The sequence below is a fragment of the Ruegeria sp. CDSA221 genome (assembly GCF_059611825.1).
In genome coordinates this window covers 20,207-40,044 of record NZ_JBXWPK010000015.1, presented here as the reverse complement: position 1 = coordinate 40,044, position 19,838 = coordinate 20,207, and the positions used below count along the sequence as shown (strand labels likewise).

General features: G+C 55.8%; 19 protein-coding genes. 9 read left to right on the top strand and 10 right to left on the bottom strand.

Annotation, left to right across the window (positions count from 1 at the left end):
* The 7 genes from pstA to AC2FJ5_RS18040 form a co-directional block, all read right to left on the bottom strand.
* Positions 1 to 1,362, bottom strand: coding sequence for a phosphate ABC transporter permease PstA (gene pstA, locus AC2FJ5_RS18070; RefSeq protein WP_496794230.1), 1,362 nt, complete (start codon positions 1,360 to 1,362; stop codon positions 1 to 3).
* A complete protein-coding gene (gene pstC, locus AC2FJ5_RS18065; protein ID WP_496794229.1) occupies positions 1,359 to 2,831 on the bottom strand; it encodes a phosphate ABC transporter permease subunit PstC in 1,473 nt (490 codons plus the stop codon). The genes pstA and pstC overlap by 4 nt, the downstream gene beginning before the upstream one ends.
* A gap of 78 nt (positions 2,832 to 2,909) precedes the next feature.
* A complete protein-coding gene (locus tag AC2FJ5_RS18060; protein ID WP_496794228.1) occupies positions 2,910 to 3,950 on the bottom strand; it encodes a substrate-binding domain-containing protein in 1,041 nt (346 codons plus the stop codon).
* A gap of 195 nt (positions 3,951 to 4,145) precedes the next feature.
* Positions 4,146 to 5,192: a sensor histidine kinase gene (locus tag AC2FJ5_RS18055; RefSeq protein ID WP_496794226.1), complete on the bottom strand. Its 1,047-nt coding sequence runs from the start codon at positions 5,190 to 5,192 to the stop codon at positions 4,146 to 4,148.
* Positions 5,193 to 5,226: 34 nt separating this feature from the next.
* Positions 5,227 to 5,751 carry a gamma carbonic anhydrase family protein gene (locus tag AC2FJ5_RS18050; protein ID WP_282027405.1) on the bottom strand — a complete coding sequence of 175 codons (525 nt, stop codon included), beginning with the start codon at positions 5,749 to 5,751 and terminating at the stop codon, positions 5,227 to 5,229.
* The gene (gmk, locus tag AC2FJ5_RS18045) at positions 5,748 to 6,389 is read right to left on the bottom strand and encodes a guanylate kinase (protein ID WP_142633784.1); all 642 of its coding nucleotides are present in this window, start codon (positions 6,387 to 6,389) and stop codon (positions 5,748 to 5,750) included. Before gmk ends, AC2FJ5_RS18050 begins: the two co-directional genes overlap by 4 nt.
* A 16-nt stretch (positions 6,390 to 6,405) precedes the next feature.
* Positions 6,406 to 7,296 (bottom strand): YicC/YloC family endoribonuclease, encoded by an 891-nt coding sequence (locus tag AC2FJ5_RS18040; RefSeq protein WP_496794225.1) that lies wholly within the window; start codon positions 7,294 to 7,296, stop codon positions 6,406 to 6,408.
* Positions 7,297 to 7,539: 243 nt separating this feature from the next.
* Here AC2FJ5_RS18040 and AC2FJ5_RS18035 point away from each other — a divergent pair, with 243 nt between their 5' ends.
* Positions 7,540 to 8,214 (top strand): PAS domain-containing protein, encoded by a 675-nt coding sequence (locus AC2FJ5_RS18035; protein ID WP_282021242.1) that lies wholly within the window; start codon positions 7,540 to 7,542, stop codon positions 8,212 to 8,214.
* Positions 8,215 to 8,287: 73 nt separating this feature from the next.
* Here AC2FJ5_RS18035 and AC2FJ5_RS18030 read toward each other — a convergent pair whose 3' ends face one another.
* Positions 8,288 to 9,658, bottom strand: a complete 1,371-nt coding sequence (locus AC2FJ5_RS18030; RefSeq protein WP_142633778.1) for a class II 3-deoxy-7-phosphoheptulonate synthase — start codon at positions 9,656 to 9,658, stop codon at positions 8,288 to 8,290.
* A gap of 169 nt (positions 9,659 to 9,827) precedes the next feature.
* Here AC2FJ5_RS18030 and AC2FJ5_RS18025 point away from each other — a divergent pair, with 169 nt between their 5' ends.
* Positions 9,828 to 10,832, top strand: a complete 1,005-nt coding sequence (locus AC2FJ5_RS18025) for a GlxA family transcriptional regulator (RefSeq protein ID WP_496691228.1) — start codon at positions 9,828 to 9,830, stop codon at positions 10,830 to 10,832.
* Here the strand turns inward: AC2FJ5_RS18025 and AC2FJ5_RS18020 are convergent.
* On the bottom strand, positions 10,829 to 11,926 hold the full coding sequence (locus tag AC2FJ5_RS18020) for a PQQ-dependent sugar dehydrogenase (RefSeq protein ID WP_496794224.1): 1,098 nt from the start codon (positions 11,924 to 11,926) through the stop codon (positions 10,829 to 10,831). The genes AC2FJ5_RS18025 and AC2FJ5_RS18020 overlap by 4 nt on opposite strands.
* A gap of 153 nt (positions 11,927 to 12,079) precedes the next feature.
* Here AC2FJ5_RS18020 and AC2FJ5_RS18015 point away from each other — a divergent pair, with 153 nt between their 5' ends.
* The 7 genes from AC2FJ5_RS18015 to AC2FJ5_RS17985 all read left to right on the top strand — a co-directional run bounded on the left by AC2FJ5_RS18015 (position 12,080) and on the right by AC2FJ5_RS17985 (position 18,231).
* Positions 12,080 to 13,261, top strand: a complete 1,182-nt coding sequence (locus tag AC2FJ5_RS18015; RefSeq protein WP_142633772.1) for an ABC transporter substrate-binding protein — start codon at positions 12,080 to 12,082, stop codon at positions 13,259 to 13,261.
* 130 nt (positions 13,262 to 13,391) lie between these two features.
* The gene (locus tag AC2FJ5_RS18010; RefSeq protein ID WP_496794223.1) at positions 13,392 to 14,180 is read left to right on the top strand and encodes an ABC transporter ATP-binding protein; all 789 of its coding nucleotides are present in this window, start codon (positions 13,392 to 13,394) and stop codon (positions 14,178 to 14,180) included.
* Complete coding sequence (locus AC2FJ5_RS18005; RefSeq protein ID WP_496794221.1) at positions 14,177 to 15,007, top strand: ABC transporter ATP-binding protein; 831 nt, start codon at positions 14,177 to 14,179, stop codon at positions 15,005 to 15,007. The genes AC2FJ5_RS18010 and AC2FJ5_RS18005 overlap by 4 nt, the downstream gene beginning before the upstream one ends.
* Positions 15,008 to 15,105: 98 nt before the next feature.
* The gene (locus tag AC2FJ5_RS18000; protein ID WP_496794220.1) at positions 15,106 to 15,483 is read left to right on the top strand and encodes a hypothetical protein; all 378 of its coding nucleotides are present in this window, start codon (positions 15,106 to 15,108) and stop codon (positions 15,481 to 15,483) included.
* Positions 15,483 to 16,493, top strand: a complete 1,011-nt coding sequence (locus AC2FJ5_RS17995) for a branched-chain amino acid ABC transporter permease (protein WP_282021241.1) — start codon at positions 15,483 to 15,485, stop codon at positions 16,491 to 16,493. Before AC2FJ5_RS18000 ends, AC2FJ5_RS17995 begins: the two co-directional genes overlap by 1 nt.
* Entirely contained in the window at positions 16,490 to 17,803 is a 1,314-nt protein-coding gene (locus AC2FJ5_RS17990) for a branched-chain amino acid ABC transporter permease (protein ID WP_496708458.1), read from the top strand. The genes AC2FJ5_RS17995 and AC2FJ5_RS17990 overlap by 4 nt, the downstream gene beginning before the upstream one ends.
* Positions 17,804 to 17,979: 176 nt before the next feature.
* The gene (locus AC2FJ5_RS17985) at positions 17,980 to 18,231 is read left to right on the top strand and encodes a hypothetical protein (protein WP_142633761.1); all 252 of its coding nucleotides are present in this window, start codon (positions 17,980 to 17,982) and stop codon (positions 18,229 to 18,231) included.
* Between the two features lie 36 nt (positions 18,232 to 18,267).
* On the opposite strand, the gene AC2FJ5_RS17980 is transcribed toward AC2FJ5_RS17985, so the two are convergent.
* The gene (locus AC2FJ5_RS17980; protein WP_496700312.1) at positions 18,268 to 19,809 is read right to left on the bottom strand and encodes a helicase HerA-like domain-containing protein; all 1,542 of its coding nucleotides are present in this window, start codon (positions 19,807 to 19,809) and stop codon (positions 18,268 to 18,270) included.
* Positions 19,810 to 19,838 lie beyond the last annotated feature (29 nt).

Here is a 19,838-nt window from a genome sequence, read left to right as displayed (position 1 = left end):
TTACCAGCGGCGCTCAAAGCGACGGCGCAGGATGACTGCGATTGCATTCATTGTTACCAGGAAAAGCAGCAGGATAATGATGCCCCCCCATGCGCGTTCGTAAAAGGCCGGGTCGGCGCGCTTGGACCATTCGTAAATCTGTGCTGGCATGGCCGAGTTCGGGGACAGAAAACCGTCCACTATTCCATCCGGCGGGTTCGAGGCGATAAAGCCCACCATACCGATCAGCAGCAACGGCGCAGTTTCACCAAGCGCCTGCGCCAGGCCAATAATAGTACCCGTCAGGATGCCAGGTGCGGCCAGTGGCAGCACATGATGAAACACTGCCTGCATTTTCGAGGCCCCTACCCCCAACGCGGCGTCTCGGATCGACGGCGGCACCGCCTTGAGTGATGCTCGGGTCGAAATGATAATTGTTGGCAGCGTCATCAGCGTCAGAACCAGACCACCAACCAGCGGCGCAGAGGTCGGTAAATGCATATAATTGATGAACACGGCCAAGCCAAGAATACCAAATACAATCGAAGGAACGGCCGCCAGATTCGAGATGTTCACCTCGATGATATCGGTAAACCGGTTCTGAGGCGCGAATTCTTCCAGATAGATCGAGGCGGCGACCCCGATCGGTAAGGCCAGCGCCAACACGACCAGCATCATGAACAGAGAACCCAGCATGGATACTCCGATCCCGGCAGCCTCGGGCCGCTGATCGGAGGCGTCCGCCCCGAAGATAAAGTCAGGGTTGAACGCCTTGTACAGCACACCAGCAGCACGCAACTGATCCACGAAGTCCAGCTGTGCGACAGAGATGCTTTTGTCATTTGCGATGGACTGGCGTGTCACACGGCCCTTCAGATAGCCATCAACGCGGCTGTTCACCAAAAAGCGGAAGCTGACCGACGTACCGATCTCATCCGGGTTCGAAATGACGTAGTTGCGCAGGTCCGCCTGTGCGGATTTGGACAGGATTTGCCCCATCTCTTTGGGCGACAGATCGGACTGGATGCCCAGTTTCTGCACCTCAACCTCAAGCGCTGAGGCGATCAAAGGCGCGTATCCAAAGGTCGAGACTTTACTGATTTCCGCGATGTCGCGGTTGCCCTTTTTGTCGAGCTTGTCTGCCTTCAGCTCTACCGACAGCTCTAAGAAGCTTTGCTGAAAAGCGCCCGTACCAGCGGTGACGATATTAGTCACCAACACAATCAACATCACAAGACCGATACCAATGGCCGCGATACCGTACAATTTGAACCGGGTTTCGGCCGCATTGCGACGCTTGGTTTGTGTGTCCTGATTGAACAGCGAAGCCCCTTTGTGTTTAGCGGCAGGTGCTGCGTCTTGTTTTTGGGACATGTCAGTCATTCATACTGCTCCCGGTATTTGCGCACGATATAGAGGGCGAAGATGTTCAGCCCCAGCGTGATGATGAACAGGGTCAGACCCAGGGCAAAGGCCACAAGAGTCTCCGGGCTTGCGAAATCAGTATCCCCGGTCAGCTGGCTGACGATCCTAGTGGTGATTGTGGTCATGGCTTCGAAAGGGTTTCCCGAGAATTTGGCAATCGCACCGGCGGCCATCACGACAATCATCGTCTCACCGATTGCGCGGCTGGCGGCCAACAAGATTGCCCCTACGATCCCGGGCAAAGCTGCCGGCAGGACGACCTGCCTGACAGTTTCGGAATGCGTTGCGCCTAGGCCTAGCGATCCGTCTCGCATCGACTGGGGCACCGCGTTGATGATGTCGTCAGAAAGTGACGACACGAACGGGATGAGCATGATGCCCATGACCAGACCCGCCGTGAGTACAGCGTTCGAACTGGCCATCCAACCAACGCCCAAAGCTCCCCCCTGCCCGAACACAGATACCAGTGCCGGACCGACCGTCAGCAGCGCGAAAAGACCGTAAACGATGGTTGGGATACCGGCGAGGATTTCCAGCAAAGGCTTGGCCACAGACCTTGCCACGCTCGAGGCATATTCGGAAAGATAGATCGCAGCGTACAACCCAATCGGAACCGCAACCAGCAACGCGATCAGAGAAATATACAAAGTCCCCCACAGCAGCGGGAGGATCGACAGTTCACTTCCGCCCCGGAAGTTCGGGGCCCAGGTGTTGCCAAAGAAAAAGTCTTTCCACGAATGAAGTTCGAAGAAATTCATTGTTTCAAAAAACATGGACAGGACGATGCCGACTGTGGTCAGAACTGCGATCGAAGCGGCCAGCAGCAGCAGCGCCAGAATGCCTTGTTCGACAACATTTCGGGCGCGAAATTCTTTATGAGTGCGGATATAGGCAAATGAGGCCCCGATCAGCGTCACAACCAAAACCGCGATCTGCATCGCAATGGTTCCGCTTGCGCTCATCGAGCGATATTTCTGCGCCGCCAGCAGAATGGGTGCGGTTACCTCTTGCGTAATGATCTGACCAGCCTCTTTCAGTCGCGCGGTCACATCGGCAAAATCCTCATGCGCGCTGCGGGCAAAGTCTTCGGTCATGGTGCCTGCGGCAACCGCGCCGTCCAGGCCGTTGGCGACCCGGCGCACTTCGCTCATCAGCAAGCCGCGGGTCGACCCCTCGGGGATTGCCGAGTCCGGCAGCAACCCAGAGGCAGAATTGCTGACGATCAAGGGCTGCGCCAGCAACCAGATGACCAGCAAAACGAACCCCGGTATCAGCGCCGTCAAAGCAACGTTATAGCCGTAATAGGATGGAAGTGAGTGCAGATTGCGCAGGTTTCCGTCCGCGCTGGCCATCGCGCGGGACCGGCCCGCAAAATAGCCAAGAACAGCAATCGCCAGCAAAATGAGCAGCAGCCAGGTTAGTGCCATGAGAACTCCGTCAAGCGGCAGGAGTGGATTTAAGAAAACCGGGGCGTAGACACCGCCCCGGTTCAGTCGTGTGAAAGCTTAGGAACCGCCGCCCAAAGTGGTTTCGCTGGCTACGATTTCCTGAACCTTGACCAGCTCTGGGTCTGATACGAGACCGTATGCAGCCAGAGGACCATCGGGGCCTGCAACCTCATCAGCGACGAAGAACTCTGCATATTCTTTCAGCCCGGGGATAACGCCGATATGTGCTTTTTTCACATAGAAAAACAGCGGGCGCGATACCGGGTATTCGCCAGTTGCGATGGATTCGGTCGAAGGCACGATGCCTGCCATGGTCGCAACCTGCAGTTTGTCGGTGTTGTTTTCGTAGAACGCCAGACCAAAGACGCCGATGCCGTCCTTGTTGCTGTCGATACGCGCCAGGGTCTCGGTATAGTCGCCGTCGATGTCGACCGAAATGCCATCGGTACGCAGAGCGATACAGGCTTTTTCAGCGGCTTTTTTGTCGTCGCCATTTGCGGCTTTGTAGACATCAAAGTCACCCAGATGCTCACAACCGGCCAGGATCACCTTGTCTTCGAACACTTCACGCGTGCCGTGCTTGGTGCCGGGGATGAAGGCTGCGATCGGCTGCGCCGGGAATGCTGGGTTCACGTCGGCCCAGGTCTTGTTGGGATTGTCGACCAGCTGGCCATCAACCACGATCTGAGCGGACAGCGCTTTGTACCAATCTTCCGGCGTGAACTCGAAAGAGTTGCCGTTGATGTCGGATGCGAAAACGATGCCGTCATAGCCGATCTGAACTTCGATGATGTCGGTAACACCGTTTTCGGCACAGGCTTTGATCTCTTTTTCACGGATCTGGCGCGAAGCGTTCGCTACGTCGATGGTGTTTTCGCCAACACCTTCACAGAACCGCTTGAGGCCGGCCGAAGATCCGCCCGATTCAACAACCGGGGTCTGGAAGTCAAAGTTTTCGCCAAAGGCTTCTGCAACGATCGAAGCATAGGGCAGAACGGTGGAAGAACCAGCAACCTGAACTTGATCACGCGCGGTGGCCGCAGTGGCCGAAACAGCAGCGATAGTCAGAACCGAAGCCGACAGTTTTACAAAGGACATTTCAGTCTCCTTGAGAAATATGTTTCTGGATCATCCTCATGATGATCTTGGCCGAACCTCTAAAAGTCGTGCGTAAGCCTTTTGTGACATGTGTGTAACGGTTTCATGACACGTTTGGATTTTCAGCCGATACGCCACGGAACATATGCTGTGAAAGAAACAAAACAGATCCGACAACTGGCTTGATCCAAGCGATCAGCGCGGCAAAATCACAGTAAAAACAGAGCCTTTTCCAAGATCGCTTTCCACCCGCAATCTGCCGCGATGGCGGTTTAGAATATGTTTTACAATCGCAAGGCCCAACCCGGTTCCACCCAGTTGCCGTGACCTATGACTGTCCGCGCGATAGAATCGTTCGGTCAAACGCGATACATGCTTCGGGTCGATTCCAGGTCCCCTATCCACGATCTGAACGCGAACGCCGGGACCGCGCATGGCGGTATCGTGATCCGAAGATTTGACGCGAACTTCTACCCGACCACCGCTGCCGCCGTATTTAATTCCGTTCTCGATCAGGTTGGTAAATACTTGGAGCAACTGGTCGCTGTCGCCAACTAGCATTATTTTGTCTTCGGGCGCATCCAGGCTCAGCACTACATCCGCGTCATCTGCCAATGGGCGCAGAGAATTGAGGGTCGATTTAAGAAGTGCTGTCAGCTCAAGTTGTTCTTTCGGGCGAACCCGCTCTTCGCTTTCGACCCGGTTCAAAGACAAAAGATCGCCGACAAGCCGGTTCATGCGATTTGCCTCGTCGTTCATGATCTGAAGAAAACGATCCCGGGCAGCCTCGTCATCTCGGGCCGGACCGCGCAAGGTTTCAATAAAGCCCATTAATGCCGTCAGTGGGGTCCGCAATTCATGGCTGACATTCGCGACGAAATCACGTCGCATCTGATTTGCTTGCTCAACATGCGTAACGTCCTGAAATACAGCAAGCAACGCACCGCCGGATACTGCACCGACCCCATTCATATACCGGCACTGAACTTCGAAAGTTGTATCCTGGGCACCGTCATTGGACAGGTGCCGAGTGTTGGACGTTCCCTTCGTGCGCAGGCTTTGTTCAATCGCTTCAATAACCTGCGGCTGTCTGAGGATGGTCGCGAAATGCCGCTGCAGGATATTCTGGCCCAACAACGTCTTTGCTTCGGTATTGACCGCAATAATCCGTTCCGTCTGGTCAACCATCAGCGCGGGCATCGGGATGGCGGTTACAATTTCTTCAAGTTGGTCGTTGGTCATATAGGGGCAGTTCTCTTAGCAACGCAGTTGGACGCTAGGATAGCTCTCGCATTGTATCGCGAAAATGACGCATGTTTTCTTGATAATGCAAGGCGCTGAAGGTCAGCTTCTGGGCGGTCGCATTGTCGATCTCGCGCACGACTTTACCCGGTGAGCCCATGACCAGAGAGTTATCCGGTATCTCTTTTCCTTCGGTCACCAAAGCCCCTGCCCCGATCAGACAGTTTTTGCCGATCTTGGCACCGTTCAACACGATGGCCCCCATTCCGATCAGGGTATTATCCCCGATCGTACAGCCATGCAGCATGACCTTATGCCCAATCGTGCAGTTCTTCCCGATGGTCAGAGGATACCCCGCATCAATATGCATGACGCAGTTTTCCTGAACATTGCTGCCCTCACCAACCCGGATTTCTTCGTGATCAGCGCGGATCGTGCAGCCGAACCAGACCGAGGCCCCCTGTTCAAGCACGACTTTGCCGATCAGATTGGCGTCTGGGGCGACCCAGGTGTCCTCGTGGATTTCCGGTACATCAGAGCCAAGGGCATAGATGGTCATGACTGATCCTCGAATTCGTTTTGCAGCGTACGGACATGATCCTGAAGCTTGGGTTGCTGGATACGCCGCATTCGCTCGGCACTGACGATGGTTTTCAGCTTTTCTTCGGTCTCGTCCAGATCGTCATTGACCAGCACATAGTCGTAATATCCCCAATGGCTGATCTCATCCCAGCTTTTGAGCATCCGCTTGGAGATAACCTCTTCGCTGTCCTGACCCCGACTTTCCAGACGGCGGCGCAGTTCGGGGATGGACGGCGGCAGGATGAAAATCGACAGGGCGTGTTTACCCAGATCCGAGTTCCTGATCTGCACCTCGCCCTGCCAGTCGACATCGAACAGAACGTCCTTGCCGTCATTGATGGACTCGCGAACTGGCCCAGCCGGAGAGCCGTAGAAATTGCCAAACACATGGGCATGTTCCAGCATCTGTCCCTCGGACACCTGCTGTCGAAAGGTATCTTCTGTCAGGAAATAATACTCACGCCCATGTTCTTCCCCAGGCCGGGGCGCGCGTGTTGTGGCCGAAACCGAGAACTCCAGATCCGTGTCCCATTGCATCAGACGCTTGGCCAACGTGGATTTCCCTGCGCCCGAAGGCGAGGACAGAATGATTAATAGGCCGCGTCGATCCGCCATCAGGGCGCTCCTGTCATTATTCTACGTTCTGCACTTGCTCGCGCATCTGATCTATTACCGCCTTCAACTCAAGCCCAACCGATGTCAAATCGGCGCTTTGTGCCTTGGAACACAGCGTATTGGCCTCGCGGTTGAACTCTTGCATCAGAAAATCAAGCTTGCGCCCCACGGCGGCATCCTGTGCAAGCAAATCGCGTGCGGCAGTGACATGGGCCTTCAGCCTGTCAATTTCTTCCGTTATATCCGACTTGACTGCAATCAGAGCCAATTCTTGTGCAACCCGGTCCGGATCCGCGCCTTGCGCATTATCCATCACGCGCTGCAGATTTTCTTGTAAGTTTTCAGCGATTTTATCCCGGCGCTCTTCAGCGAGCTTGGCGGCTTGCTCCGTAAGGCTTGAAACCTGCGATAGCTGCGCCTCAAGCACATCGGCCAGGGCCCGGCCTTCGGATTCACGCATCTTAATGAAATCGCTCAGCAAATCACCAAACGCGCCGGTTAGATGTTTGACCAAGGGGGCCGGATCATCCGCATCCCCACCGGTTTCCAACATGCCTTTGACAGCAATAAGCTCGGCCGCCGTCGACGGGGCCAGCGCTAGTCCCCGTTCTTCTGCCATCGTCTGCGTTCGCGCCAGAGCATCCAGAGCAGCGGCCATCGCAACCGGGTTCAGCACAAGATCGGCTGTCGTTTCCTCGCGGCTCAGCTTGAGCGAAAGCGTCACATTCCCCCGGCCCAGGCTTTTCGAAATCCGCGAACGAAGCGCGGCTTCGAGCCCGGTGAGCCATTCAGGCACCCGCAGACGCATATCCAGCCCTTTGCCGTTTACGCTGCGCAACTCCCAGGTCCAGCTATGTGGACCATGTGTTCCCTTGCCCGAGGCAAATCCGGTCATGGATCTGATCATGCCTGTCTTCTCCGCTTTGCCCGCCCAGTGTTCTTGTCCGCACCTAATGCCATCCTCGTGTGCAGGGCAAGAGTTTGCTGAGAATGACAGCGTCGGACAGAGGTTAACCATTCATTAAAGAATTACTCCAAAATTGACTCAACCCGTGCCAATCTCGTCTAGGCAAGTACCGACAAGGCGCAAAAGCTCCCGGTATCTTGCATTTTATGAAAATGACGGTCGATTGCAGTTAGGGTGATGAAAATGAAGATCTTTTTCGGTAACGGTTCCGGGACTAAATTTGGAAAGATCGTCGCAATGGATCGTTTTGACAGTGGGCGCAGTCTATCGCCCATACAACAGGCCGAAGCGTACTGGACAGCCTTGCTGTCCGGCGATGGTGTTCCTATGCGATCTCAGATCGACCCGCGCGGGCTTGAGAATATCCTGCCTAACACCTTCATCCTTGAACGCATTGCACCCGGTCTGGCCCGGTTTCGTCTGGCCGGCAGTCACTTGAACACACTGGCGGGTATGGAGGTTCGGGGAATGCCTCTGACCGCTTTTTTCGAACCCAGCGCGCGAACTCAGGTTACCGAGATCCTTGAACAGGTTTTTGCCGGTCCTGCCATTGCTGAACTTGAATTGGCCTCGACCGGTGGGTTTGGGCGCACGGATCTTCAGGCGCGAATGATCCTTTTGCCGCTGAAAAGCGATTTGGGCGATGTCAGCCGTGTTCTTGGCGTTATGGTCAGTGACGGGGCGATTGGGGCAACCCCCCGGCGCTTTGATGTAAGCCATTATAAACTGCGTGCTGTGTCAGAAATACAGGCGCCTCAACAACCGGTTCAGCCTGTTGTCGAAGGATTTGCCGAAGAACAACAAGAGTACAAACGTCCCGGATCTCACCTTCGATTGGTCGTATCACGGGATAAGTAACGAGTAACGCGTGTTAAATGTAAAGAAGGCGGGCCTATTAGACCCGCCTTTTTAAAATCGTCTGACCAAGTGGTTAGGAGGCTGCGCGTTTGCCGCGGTTCCGGCGCAGATCTGTCAGTTCTTCCGCAACAAGGAAGGCCAGTTCCAACGATTGCGACGCGTTCAAACGTGGATCGCAGGCTGTATGGTAACGGTCTGACAGATCTTCTTCTGTTACAGCGCGTACACCTCCAGTGCATTCGGTCACGTCTAGCCCCGTCATCTCAAAATGCACACCGCCGGGGATCGTGCCCTCGGCCTGATGCACACCAAAGAAGTCGCGTACTTCGCGCAGCACAGAATCAAAAGGCCGGGTCTTATAGCCGGTGGCCGATTTGATCGTATTGCCGTGCATTGGGTCACAGACCCAGGTCACCTTGGCGCCCTCTTCCTTGACAGCTTTGACCAGACGCGGCAGATGCTCTCCCGCCTTGCCTGCACCAAACCGCGCGATCAGGGTCAGACGCCCTTCTTCGTTTTCCGGGTTCAGTTTGGCCATCAAAACTTTGAGGTCTTCGGCAGATGTCGTCGGACCGCATTTCAGACCGATCGGGTTCAGAACGCCGGAACAGAATTCAACATGCGCGCCATCAGGTTGACGGGTGCGGTCGCCAATCCAGATCATGTGGCCGGACCCGGCCAACCAGTTGCCCGATGTAGAATCAAGACGGGTCAGCGCCTCTTCGTATTCAAGCAGCAGACCTTCGTGGCTGGTATAGAATTCAACCGACGAGAATTCATGCGTTGTGTCCGCGGTGATGCCCGCAGCCCCCATGAAATCAATCGAATCCTGAATTCGGTCAGCAATTTCAGAGTATTTCTGAACATCCTGGCCATCGGCAAAGCCGAGTGTCCACGAATGCACATGGCTCATATCGGCGAAACCACCGGTCGAAAAGGCGCGCAACAAGTTCAATGTTGCCGCTGCCTGCGTATAGGCTTGCAACATCTTGGACGGATTCGGAATCCGCGCCTCGGGCGTGAAATCCAGCTCGTTGATGATATCGCCGCGATAGCTGGGCAGCTCAATGCCATCCACCACCTCTGTCGGTGCGCTGCGCGGTTTGGCGAACTGTCCAGCCATACGGCCCACTTTGACCACCGGCACCTTTGCGCCATAGGTCAAAACCATGGCCATCTGCAGCATCACCTTAAAGGTGTCGCGGATCGCATCCGCGCTGAATTGTTCAAAGCTTTCAGCACAGTCGCCGCCCTGCAGCAGGAAAGCCTCACCCCGCCCCGCAGCACCAAGATGTTGCTTGAGCCGACGTGCCTCACCTGCAAACACCAGCGGCGGATACTGCGAAAGCTGAGCCTCGACTTTTGCCAGCGCGGCCGCGTCGGTATAGTCTGGCATCTGAACCCGGGGCTTGTTGCGCCAGTTCGTTTTTTGCCATTCGGTCATAGCTTTGATCTCCGCTGAAGTATTCAAGTCGCCTCTATACAAAAACGTTTGATGAGAGGCCATATACGATTTGGACCTCTTGACGTCGCAAACAAGCTTTGATCATGGTGGCGGTCAAATCTGTCGCCGGACGTAGGGTCAAACGGCGCCGAATCAAGGACACCTCGCCATGCAAGAGCAACGCCAAGTTGTCACGGTGGAAACCACTGCGGCCAGCCCTCGACATTTCGTGTTTGTCCTGTTGGACAAATTCTCACTGCTGTGTTTCGCATCCGCGCTGGATAGCCTGCGCATCGCAAACCGCATGGCCGACAAAGAGCTTTACAGTTGGAGCCTGTCTGGCGAAGGCGGCGAGACGATCAAATGCTCCGCCGGGACCGAGTTCAAACTGGACGCTGATCTAGCCGAGCTGCAGCGCGATGACGTCGTGCTGATCTGCGGCGGTGTCGATGTACAAGCCGCTACCACCAAGAAAATTCTGAACTGGGTCCGCCGCGAAGCACGCCGGGGATTACGCATTGGTGGGCTGTGTACGGCAGCTTATACCTTGGCCAAGGCCGGTTTACTGGATGGCAAGCGTGCGACAATTCACTGGGAAAACTCAGACAGTTTCACCGAAGAATTTGATGAGGTCGAACTGACCAAATCCGTATTCCAGATTGACGGAAACCGGATGACAACAGCCGGTGGTACTTCCTCTATCGACCTGATGCTGAAAATCATCGCCGAGGATTTTGGCGAAGATCTTGCGAACGCGGTGGCCGATCAGCTGATCTATTCCTCGATCCGTACTGATCAGGACACCCAGCGTCTGTCGACCCCGACACGGATTGGGGTGCGCCATCCCAAGCTGAGCCAGGTCATCCTGATGATGGAGAAGAACATCGAAGAGCCGATCTCGCCTTCGATTCTGGCCAAAGAGGTCGGCATGTCCACACGGCAGCTAGAGCGTCTGTTTCGCCGTTACCTCAGCCGGTCGCCTAAACGCTATTATATGGAGCTGCGCCTGCATAAGGCCCGGAACCTGCTGATGCAGACCGACATGAGCGTGATCAACGTGGCGCTGGCATGCGGGTTTGCCTCGCCTAGCCATTTCTCGAAATGCTACCGGGCGCATTATAACACCACGCCCTATCGTGAGCGCGGTGCGCAAAGCGGGCGCTTGTCTGTTTAATCGCTGGGGGTCATGCGAAAGACAGCGCCCTGCCCGACGGAAATAAACCAGATTGATCCATCCGGTGCCTCGACAATGTCGCGGACGCGTTCCGTCTGAGGGCCCTTGATCTGCTCGACCTCAGTCAATGGAGTGCCTTCAAGCCGAGCAATGTAGTCGAATTTGAGCGACCCGACGAATAGATCACCCTTCCATTCGGGCCAAAGCTTGCCTGAATAAATCAAAAGGCCGGATGGGGCGATGGAAGGGTCCCAATAGAATTCAGGCTGCACCATCCCCGGTTTTGCCGTCCCCTCGCCGATTGTTTGCCCGGAATAGTGCTTGCCATAGGAAATCACCGGCCAGCCATAGTTCCGCCCCGGCCGGATTAGGTTCACTTCATCACCGCCCTTGGCTCCATGTTCCGATACCCATAGGCGCCCCCGTGCATCCAGCCCTGCACCTTGGGGATTCCGGTGGCCATAAGACAATATCTCAGGCTGAATTCCGGGTTGTCCGACAAATGGATTATCAGCCGGCACCGAGCCGTCCCGGTTCACACGGATCACCGAGCCGTTGTGACTCGATTGATCCTGGGCGGTCGGGCGATCACCACGATCGCCGATAGTGACAAGTAATGTCCCCTCCTTTGCTTCGACAATACGAGAGCCAAAATGACGCCCAGAATCCCAACCATTTTCAGCTTCGAAAATCGTGCGCAGATCGGTCAGCTCTGATCCGTCTTCGGACAGGCGCGCAATCGCAAGTGCAGTGCCTGCCCCCTTTGGTTGAGGCTTGGAATAGGTCAGGAAAACCTCACGGCTTTGCGAAAAATCCCTGGCAACGGTTACGTCCAGCAAACCGCCTTGCCCCTTTGCAACCACATTGGGAGTGCCTTTGACGCGAACTATGTTTCCCTCCGACACAAACAGAAGTTCACCTTCGCGCTCAGTTACCAGAAAGGACATGTCAGGCAGGATGCCGATTGCCCAGGGCGTATCGAGCCCCTTCACCATCGCCGTCACACGCGCCGATCCGGAGTTGGTAGTTAGCGATTCTGCCCCTGCCAACCCTGAAACAACAGAAAAGATGAAGATCAAAGCTAGTCTAAACATCTCGTTCTCCTTACCGAAAACACCGCGCCGGGCACATCTGAACAACTAGAACTGTGCGCCACAAAAACACGTTTGCGTTAGGACTTTTCTTTTTCGAACAGCTTGCCTAGGGTCGTGCCCAGAACGAATACGTTCACAACTGGGAGTAACCATATGAAAAAGCTGCTTACAGCAACTGCAGCAACCGCCCTTCTTTCGGGCGCAGCTATGGCCGAAGACGTCACATTGGGTGTTCTGTTCGGCTTTACCGGACCGATTGAATCGCTGGCACCCGCAATGGGTTCAGGCGCCGAGATGGCGATGGCCGAAGTCACCGAATCCGGCAAACTGCTGGATGGCTCGACCGTCACCGCATCGCGCGCTGATACCGGCTGTATCGATAACGGTCTGTCCACCTCGAACGGTGAACGCATGATTGCCGACGGTGTTGCCGGCATCATCGGCGGCGACTGCTCTGGCGTGACCGGTGCGATCCTGCAGAACGTCGCGATCCCGAACGGGATGGTGATGATCTCACCCTCGGCCACCTCGCCTGGTCTGTCGACCATGGAGGACAACGGCCTGTTCTTCCGCACCGCCCCGTCGGATGCGCGTGAAGGTCAGGTTATGGCGGATATCCTGAATGATCGTGGTATCACCTCAATCGCGCTGACCTACACCAACAATGACTATGGCAAGGGTCTGGCAGACGCGATCCAGTCCTCGTTCGAGGCATCGGGTGGCGAGGTCACGATCGTGGCCGCGCATGAAGATGGCAAAGCAGACTATTCGGCCGAAGTCGGCGCGCTGGCCTCGGCCGGCGGCGACATTTTGGTTGTTGCCGGGTATCTGGATCAGGGCGGACTGGGCATCATTCAGTCGGCACTGGACAGCGGTGCATTCGACACGTTCGGCTTGCCCGGCGGCATGATCGGTGACTCGCTGCCCGCAAATGTCGGCCCCGACCTGAACGGCTCGTTCGGTCAGATCGCCGGTTCAGGTGGTGAAGGTGCTGAAAAGTACTTTGCCATGGCCGAAGCCGCCGGTTTTGACGGATCGTCGCCCTATTCGCCTGAAAGCTATGACGCCGCAGCGCTGTTCATGCTGGCGATGCAGGCCGCTGGTTCGACCAACCCGGCCGACTACGGCAGCAAGATCCTAGATGTTGCCAACGCTCCAGGAGAGAAGATCTATCCGGGTGAGCTGGCCAAAGGTTTGGAACTGTTGGCCGCTGGTCAGGACATCGACTATGTCGGCGCGTCCGGCGTTGAGCTGATCGGCCCCGGCGAAAGCGCAGGTTCGTATCGCGAGATCGAAGTCACCGACGGCGAAAACAAGACCGTCAACTTCCGTTGATTTTGACCTAAGAAGACCTGAAAATAAGCAGCCCGGACCTTGTGTCCGGGCTGCTTCAGTGAAAAAAGACCGCACCTCTTCAATGAGGGTGTGAAAATAAGAACGCCGAAAACGGCGGCTAGGGGAAAAGATGATCGTCGTCGAGGACGTGCATAAGCATTTCGGCGGGTTTCATGCGGTGGATGGGGCATCGCTGGAAATCCAGAAGGGTTCGATCACCGGCCTGATTGGGCCGAACGGGGCCGGAAAGACAACTCTGTTCAACGTGATCGCGGGTGTACTCCCGCCCACCTCTGGACGCGTGTTCATGGATGGCGAGGACATAACCGGCTTGCCACCACACGATCTGTTTCACAAAGGTCTGCTGCGCACTTTTCAGATCGCGCATGAGTTTTCCTCGATGAGTTGCCGAGAGAACCTGATGATGGTGCCCGGCGCGCAATCCGGGGAATCACTTTGGAACACCTGGTTCGGCCGCAAACGCATCGCCGATGAAGAGCGCGCGCTGAAGGCTAAGGCTGATGAGGTGTTGGAGTTTCTGACCATCGAACATCTGGCCGATCACAAGGCCGGTCAGGTCTCGGGCGGGCAGAAAAAGCTGCTGGAACTCGGCCGCACCATGATGGTCGACGCCAAGATCGTGTTTCTGGACGAGGTCGGCGCGGGTGTGAACCGCACCCTGCTGATGACCATCGCCGACACAATCCTGCGCCTGAACAAGGAACGCGGCTATACGTTTGTGGTCATTGAACACGACATGGATTTCATCGGCAAAATCTGCGACCCGGTCATTTGTATGGCCGAGGGCAAGGTTCTGGCCCAGGGCACTTTGGACGAGATCAAAGCCAATGAGCATGTGATCGAAGCCTATCTGGGCACCGGCCTGAAGAACAAAGACAAGCTGGAGGCCGGGGCATGAGCGATAATCCTTATCAGGATGACCACGGCAACAAGGATGCCTCGATCACCAATACCCAAGGCATGGGCACGATGATGCCCGCACATCGCAAAAGCGGAAAGACGCACCGCGTCGAAGGTGGCCCATTCCTGATCGGCGACACCATGTCCGGCGGCTATGGCAAGGGCCCGGATATCCTGCATGATTGCACGATTTCAGTCGATGCCGGTGAAATCGCTGTAATCGTTGGCCCCAACGGCGCCGGTAAATCCACTGCAATGAAGGCCGTGTTTGGGATGCTGGATGTCCGCGCGGGATCTGTGCGACTGGACGGAGAAGACATCACCAACCTGTCGCCCCAGGATCGGGTGATCAAGGGGATGGGCTTTGTTCCGCAGACCTCGAACATCTTCACTTCGATGACGGTCGAAGAAAACCTTGAGATGGGTGCCTTCATCCGTCGTGACGACTTTTCAGACACGATGGAACAGGTCTATGACCTCTTTCCCATTCTCCGTGACAAACGCAGTCAAGCTGCCGGAGAGCTATCAGGTGGTCAACGCCAACAGGTCGCCGTGGGCCGCGCCTTGATGACCCAGCCCAAAGTGCTGATGTTGGACGAACCCACCGCCGGTGTTTCACCAATCGTGATGGATGAGCTTTTCGATCGGATCATCGAGGTCTCGCGCACCGGGTTGCCGATCCTGATGGTTGAGCAGAACGCTCGTCAGGCGTTGGAGATCGCCGACAAGGGATATGTGCTGGTTCAGGGGCGGAATGCCTATACCGGCACGGGCAAGGAACTGCTGGCCGATCCAGAGGTTCGTAAGAGTTTCTTGGGGGGATGAGCACAGTGCAAATTTTGAGCTCAACATCCCGTTCACGTGATTGGCATAGGTCTGCCGTGGTTCAAAAGCCAAGAAACCAGATCGTTAGGATTACTGCCATGGCTTGCGCAATCGGTCTAACAGACAATTTTGCGTCGGCCGAAGCAGCAAACACTTTACCTCAGGTATTCGAAATAGAATGTGATTGGTCTAACGACCATTCGCTCGAAAGTGCCGGCACGCTTTCTGGAACACCCACACTCGCTTATTCGTCGTCTTCCAAACCCATCAAACTTGACACCGCCATTCAGAACAACCCAATCGAGCAAATTGGGGTTGGCGGGGCACGGCATTTTCTGGTCCCTTCAATGGGGCCACTTGCAGGATTGACCATAACGGTGTTTCCTGATGGCCGAAGCGTACGTACACAGATTTACAACGCGCTCGGTGATCTCTCAGTTCAATCCAGCATCGGCACATGTGAGGTCATTGAATAATGGATTTCCTCAACGCCCTAGTGGCGCTCTCCAACTTCGTCCTCGTTCCTGCAATCGCCTATGGCAGCCAGTTGGCGCTGGGCGCTCTGGGGGTCACTCTGATCTATGGCATCCTGCGGTTCTCGAACTTTGCCCATGGCGACACGATGGCCTTTGGTGCGATGATCGCCGTGCTGGTCACATGGGGCCTGCAGGCCGCCGGGGTCAGTTTCGGGCCGTTACCGACTGCTCTGCTGGCCCTGCCCTTTGCCATTCTGGGCTGTATCGTTCTGGTTCTGATCACGGATCGGCTGGTGTACAGGTTCTACCGGGAACAAAAGGCCAAACCGGTCATTCTGGTGATCGTCTCGATGGGTGTGATGTTCATCATGAACGGGCTGGTGCGGTTCATAATCGGGCCGGATGATCAAAGGTTCTCGGACGGTGAGCGGTTCATCGTTTCAGCGCGGGAATTCAAGGCGATGACCGGGCTGCGTGAGGGGTTGGCGATCAAGACCTCTCAGGGCATCACTGTGGTTGTGGCCGTTGTCGCTGTGGCACTTTTGTTCTGGTTTTTGAACAAAACCCGCACCGGCAAGTCGATGCGCGCTTATTCGGATAACGAGGATCTGGCGCTGCTGTCCGGCATCAACCCTGAACGTGTGGTGATGATCACTTGGATCCTTGTCGCGGCGCTGGCGACAACTGCGGGTGTGCTTTACGGGTTGGACAAGAGCTTTAAGCCCTTTGTCTATTTCCAGCTTCTGCTGCCGATCTTCGCTTCGGCCATCGTCGGCGGCCTCGGCAACCCGCTGGGCGCTATCGCGGGCGGGTTCATCATCGCGTTTTCCGAGGTGACGATCACCTATGCGTGGAAGAAGGTGCTGACCTATCTGGCACCAGAACATCTGGAGCCTTCGGGATTGGTCCAATTCCTGTCCACCGATTACAAATTCGCGGTCAGCTTTGTTATCTTGCTTATCGTGCTTCTGTTTAAGCCCACAGGTCTGTTTAAGGGGAAAGCAGTATGACCGAGACTGTCAAAAATACGCTGCTTTTCGTGGTTGTTGGCGGCCTGATCCTGTTGACCGGATTCACGCAAAGCTGGAATTCGGCGATCCTGATCCTGAACATGGGGTTGATCTCGGCCATCATGGCGCTTGGGGTGAACTTGCAATGGGGCTTTGCCGGCTTGTTTAACGTTGGTGTTATGGGCTTTGTTGCACTGGGCGGGCTGGCGGTTGTGCTGGTCTCAACCCCGCCGACACCCGGAGCGTGGTCATCCGGAGGATACGGGATCGTCCTTGCGTTGCTGTTGGGGGCTGCGACCGTCGTTGCGGCGGTTCTGGTGGCAACAAAAATACCGAGGGGCCGTGTACAGACGATTGCCATCGTAGCCATTCTGATCGCCGGGTTTTTCATTTACCGTGCGGTGTTTGACCCCAGCGTTGCTGGTGTCGAAGCCATTGACCCAGCCGTTGCGGGCAACCTTGGCGGGTTGAATTTGCCGGTTCTGCTGGCCTGGCCCGCGGGCGGCGTGTTGGCCGCCGGTGCTGCTTGGTTGATCGGCAAAACAGCCCTTGGCCTGCGCTCGGACTATCTGGCGATTGCGACGCTTGGGATTGCCGAAATCATCATCGCAATCATGAAAAACGAGGACTGGCTGGCCCGAGGTGTCAAGAATGTCTACGGCATCCCGCGCCCCTCGCCTGTGGTCGGCTATGAGGTTGAGCTGCAGCAGGATCCATCCTTCATTGCCCGTGCCGATTGGTTTGGGCTGGACCCTGTAATCGCCTCGACCCTGTCGGTCAAGCTGGGCTATTCCCTGCTGTTCATGGTTGTTCTTCTGATCCTGCTGTGGATGGCCCAGATGGCGCTGCGCAGCCCCTGGGGCCGCATGATGCGCGCCATCCGTGACAACGAGGTTGCAGCCGAGGCGATGGGTAAAGATGTCACCCGCCGCCATTTGCAAATCTTCGTTCTGGGCTCTGCCATCTGCGGTATCGCGGGCGCGATGATGACAACGCTGGACGGGCAGTTGACGCCGGGTACCTATAACCCTCTGCGCTTTACATTTCTGGTCTGGGTCATGGTGATCGTGGGCGGATCGGGCAACAACTTTGGTGCTGTGCTGGGCGCATTCCTCATCTGGTTCCTGTGGGTCCAGGTCGAACCGATTGGGTTGTGGCTTATGAACCTGATCACGTCCGGAATGCCCGATGGCAGTGCGCTCAAGACGCATCTGATCGACAGCGCGGCCCATATGCGACTGTTCACGATGGGGTTGATTCTGCTGATTGTTCTTAGATTCAGTCCAAGAGGGCTGATCCCCGAGAAATAGGGCCACAGATCCTCCAATATATGGAACCGCGTCAAGAAATTGGTGCGGTTTCTTGCTTTTGAGTGAGGAACTTACTAGAGCAACTCATCGGCCTGACAAGTTTCACAGTCGTGTTCACCAAATATTTGCCTTTGTGCAGACTACTTCCATTTGCCCGCAGGGAATAGAAAACACCGATGAAAACCACTCTTACAAAGACACTCATTCTGTTGCCGGTTCTTGCCTCTTTGACCGCATGTATTCCGTCACCAAAAGATCTGGAAACCACTCCGGTCAAAGTCCAGACCCCCAAGGGCGTGGTAACATGCCAGCTCTACCGGCAGAACCGCGTGGACTGGGACCGGGCAATCGACTTTCCGGCAACAAAAATGTCCGTCCCCGAGGCTGATGCATATTGCAGACAAGAAGGCCAACGCCGCCTGAAGTGACCGTTGTGTGGCCGGGCAATCAGCCCGGCCCGCCATTCAACGATTACGAAATAACCCGCCCAGAATGCCTCGGACGATCCTGCGCCCGGTTGTTCCCTTAAGCTCTTTAATGACGGCCTCGCTCATGGCGGTGGCAAAGGTGTCCTTCTTTCGCACGATCCGCGAAGAAGACCGCGATACTTTGCTACCTGAGTATCGGCGAGCCGTGGCAAATTCGCGTTCTGCAATCGATTGAGACTCAAGCTGTTCTTCTGCCTCGGCTGCGGCCTGTGCTGCGGCATCAGTCCGCGCCTGGAGCATCTCAAAGGCTGATCTGCGATCTATGCGGGTTTCGTATTTGCCTTTCATCGGAGACGCATTCATTACCGTTTGCCGTTCGGCAGCGGTAATCGGCCCCAACTGTGACCCAGGGGGACGGATCAAAGTGCGTTCGACGATGCCCGGAACCCCTTTCTTTTGCAGCATGGATGTAACCGCCTCGCCCACGCCAACCTCACGGATGGCGGCCTCAGTATCAAAGGTTGGATTCTCGCGGTAGGTTTCAGCCGCAAGGCGAAGGTTTTTCCTGTCTCGGGCGGTGAAAGCTCGCAAAGCATGCTGTACCCGGTTACCCAACTGACCCAGAATGTCTTCTGGGATGTCTGCCGGGTTTTGCGAGATGAAATAGACCCCTACGCCCTTTGATCGGATAAGGCGGGCGACCTGCTCGACCTTGTCCACAAGCACTTTGGGCGCGTCTTCGAACAACAGATGCGCTTCGTCAAAGAAAAATACCAGCTTGGGTTTGTCCGGATCGCCGACTTCGGGCAACTCTTCAAACAGTTCGCTCAGCAGCCATAACAGGAACGTCGCATACAGACGAGGTGATCCCATCAGCTTGTCAGAGGCCAGGATGTTCACCATGCCATTCCCGTTGGCATCGGTGCGCATAAGATCGGCCAGTTCCAGGGCAGGTTCGCCAAACAGATTGGTGCCCCCTTGATTTTCAAGAACCAATAACCGTCGCTGGATGGCACCGATCGAGGCGGTTGAGACATTCCCATAGCGCAGCGAAAGATTTGCTCTGTTCTCTCCGATCCAGACCAACAGGGCTTGCAGATCTTTCATATCCAACAGGGGCATACCTTCTTCATCGGCAACCCGAAATGCAATGTTTACAATGCCTTCTTGTGCTTCGCTCAGGTCCATCAGCCTGGATAACAACAAAGGTCCCATCTCGGATACTGTGGTTCGAACCGGATGGCCTTGCTGACCGAACAGGTCCCAGAAAGTGACCGGGCAAGCGGCATATTCGTAATCCGTGAATCCGATGGTTTCGGCACGCTTCTGAAATGCCCCATGTAGCTTGTGACTTTCACTGCCCGCCAGCGCCAAACCAGACAGATCACCTTTGACGTCAGACAGAAACACCGGCACCCCGGCCTTGGAAAACCCCTCGGCCAGGATCTGAAGCGTCACGGTCTTGCCAGTGCCGGTCGCACCGGCGATCAGGCCGTGGCGGTTGGCGTATTTCAACGACAACGTCTGCGGTTGGCTGTAATCTGCGCCACCACCGCCAAGAAATATGTTCTCACTCATATGCTTAAGGCCCTGTTTCCTACCGATCT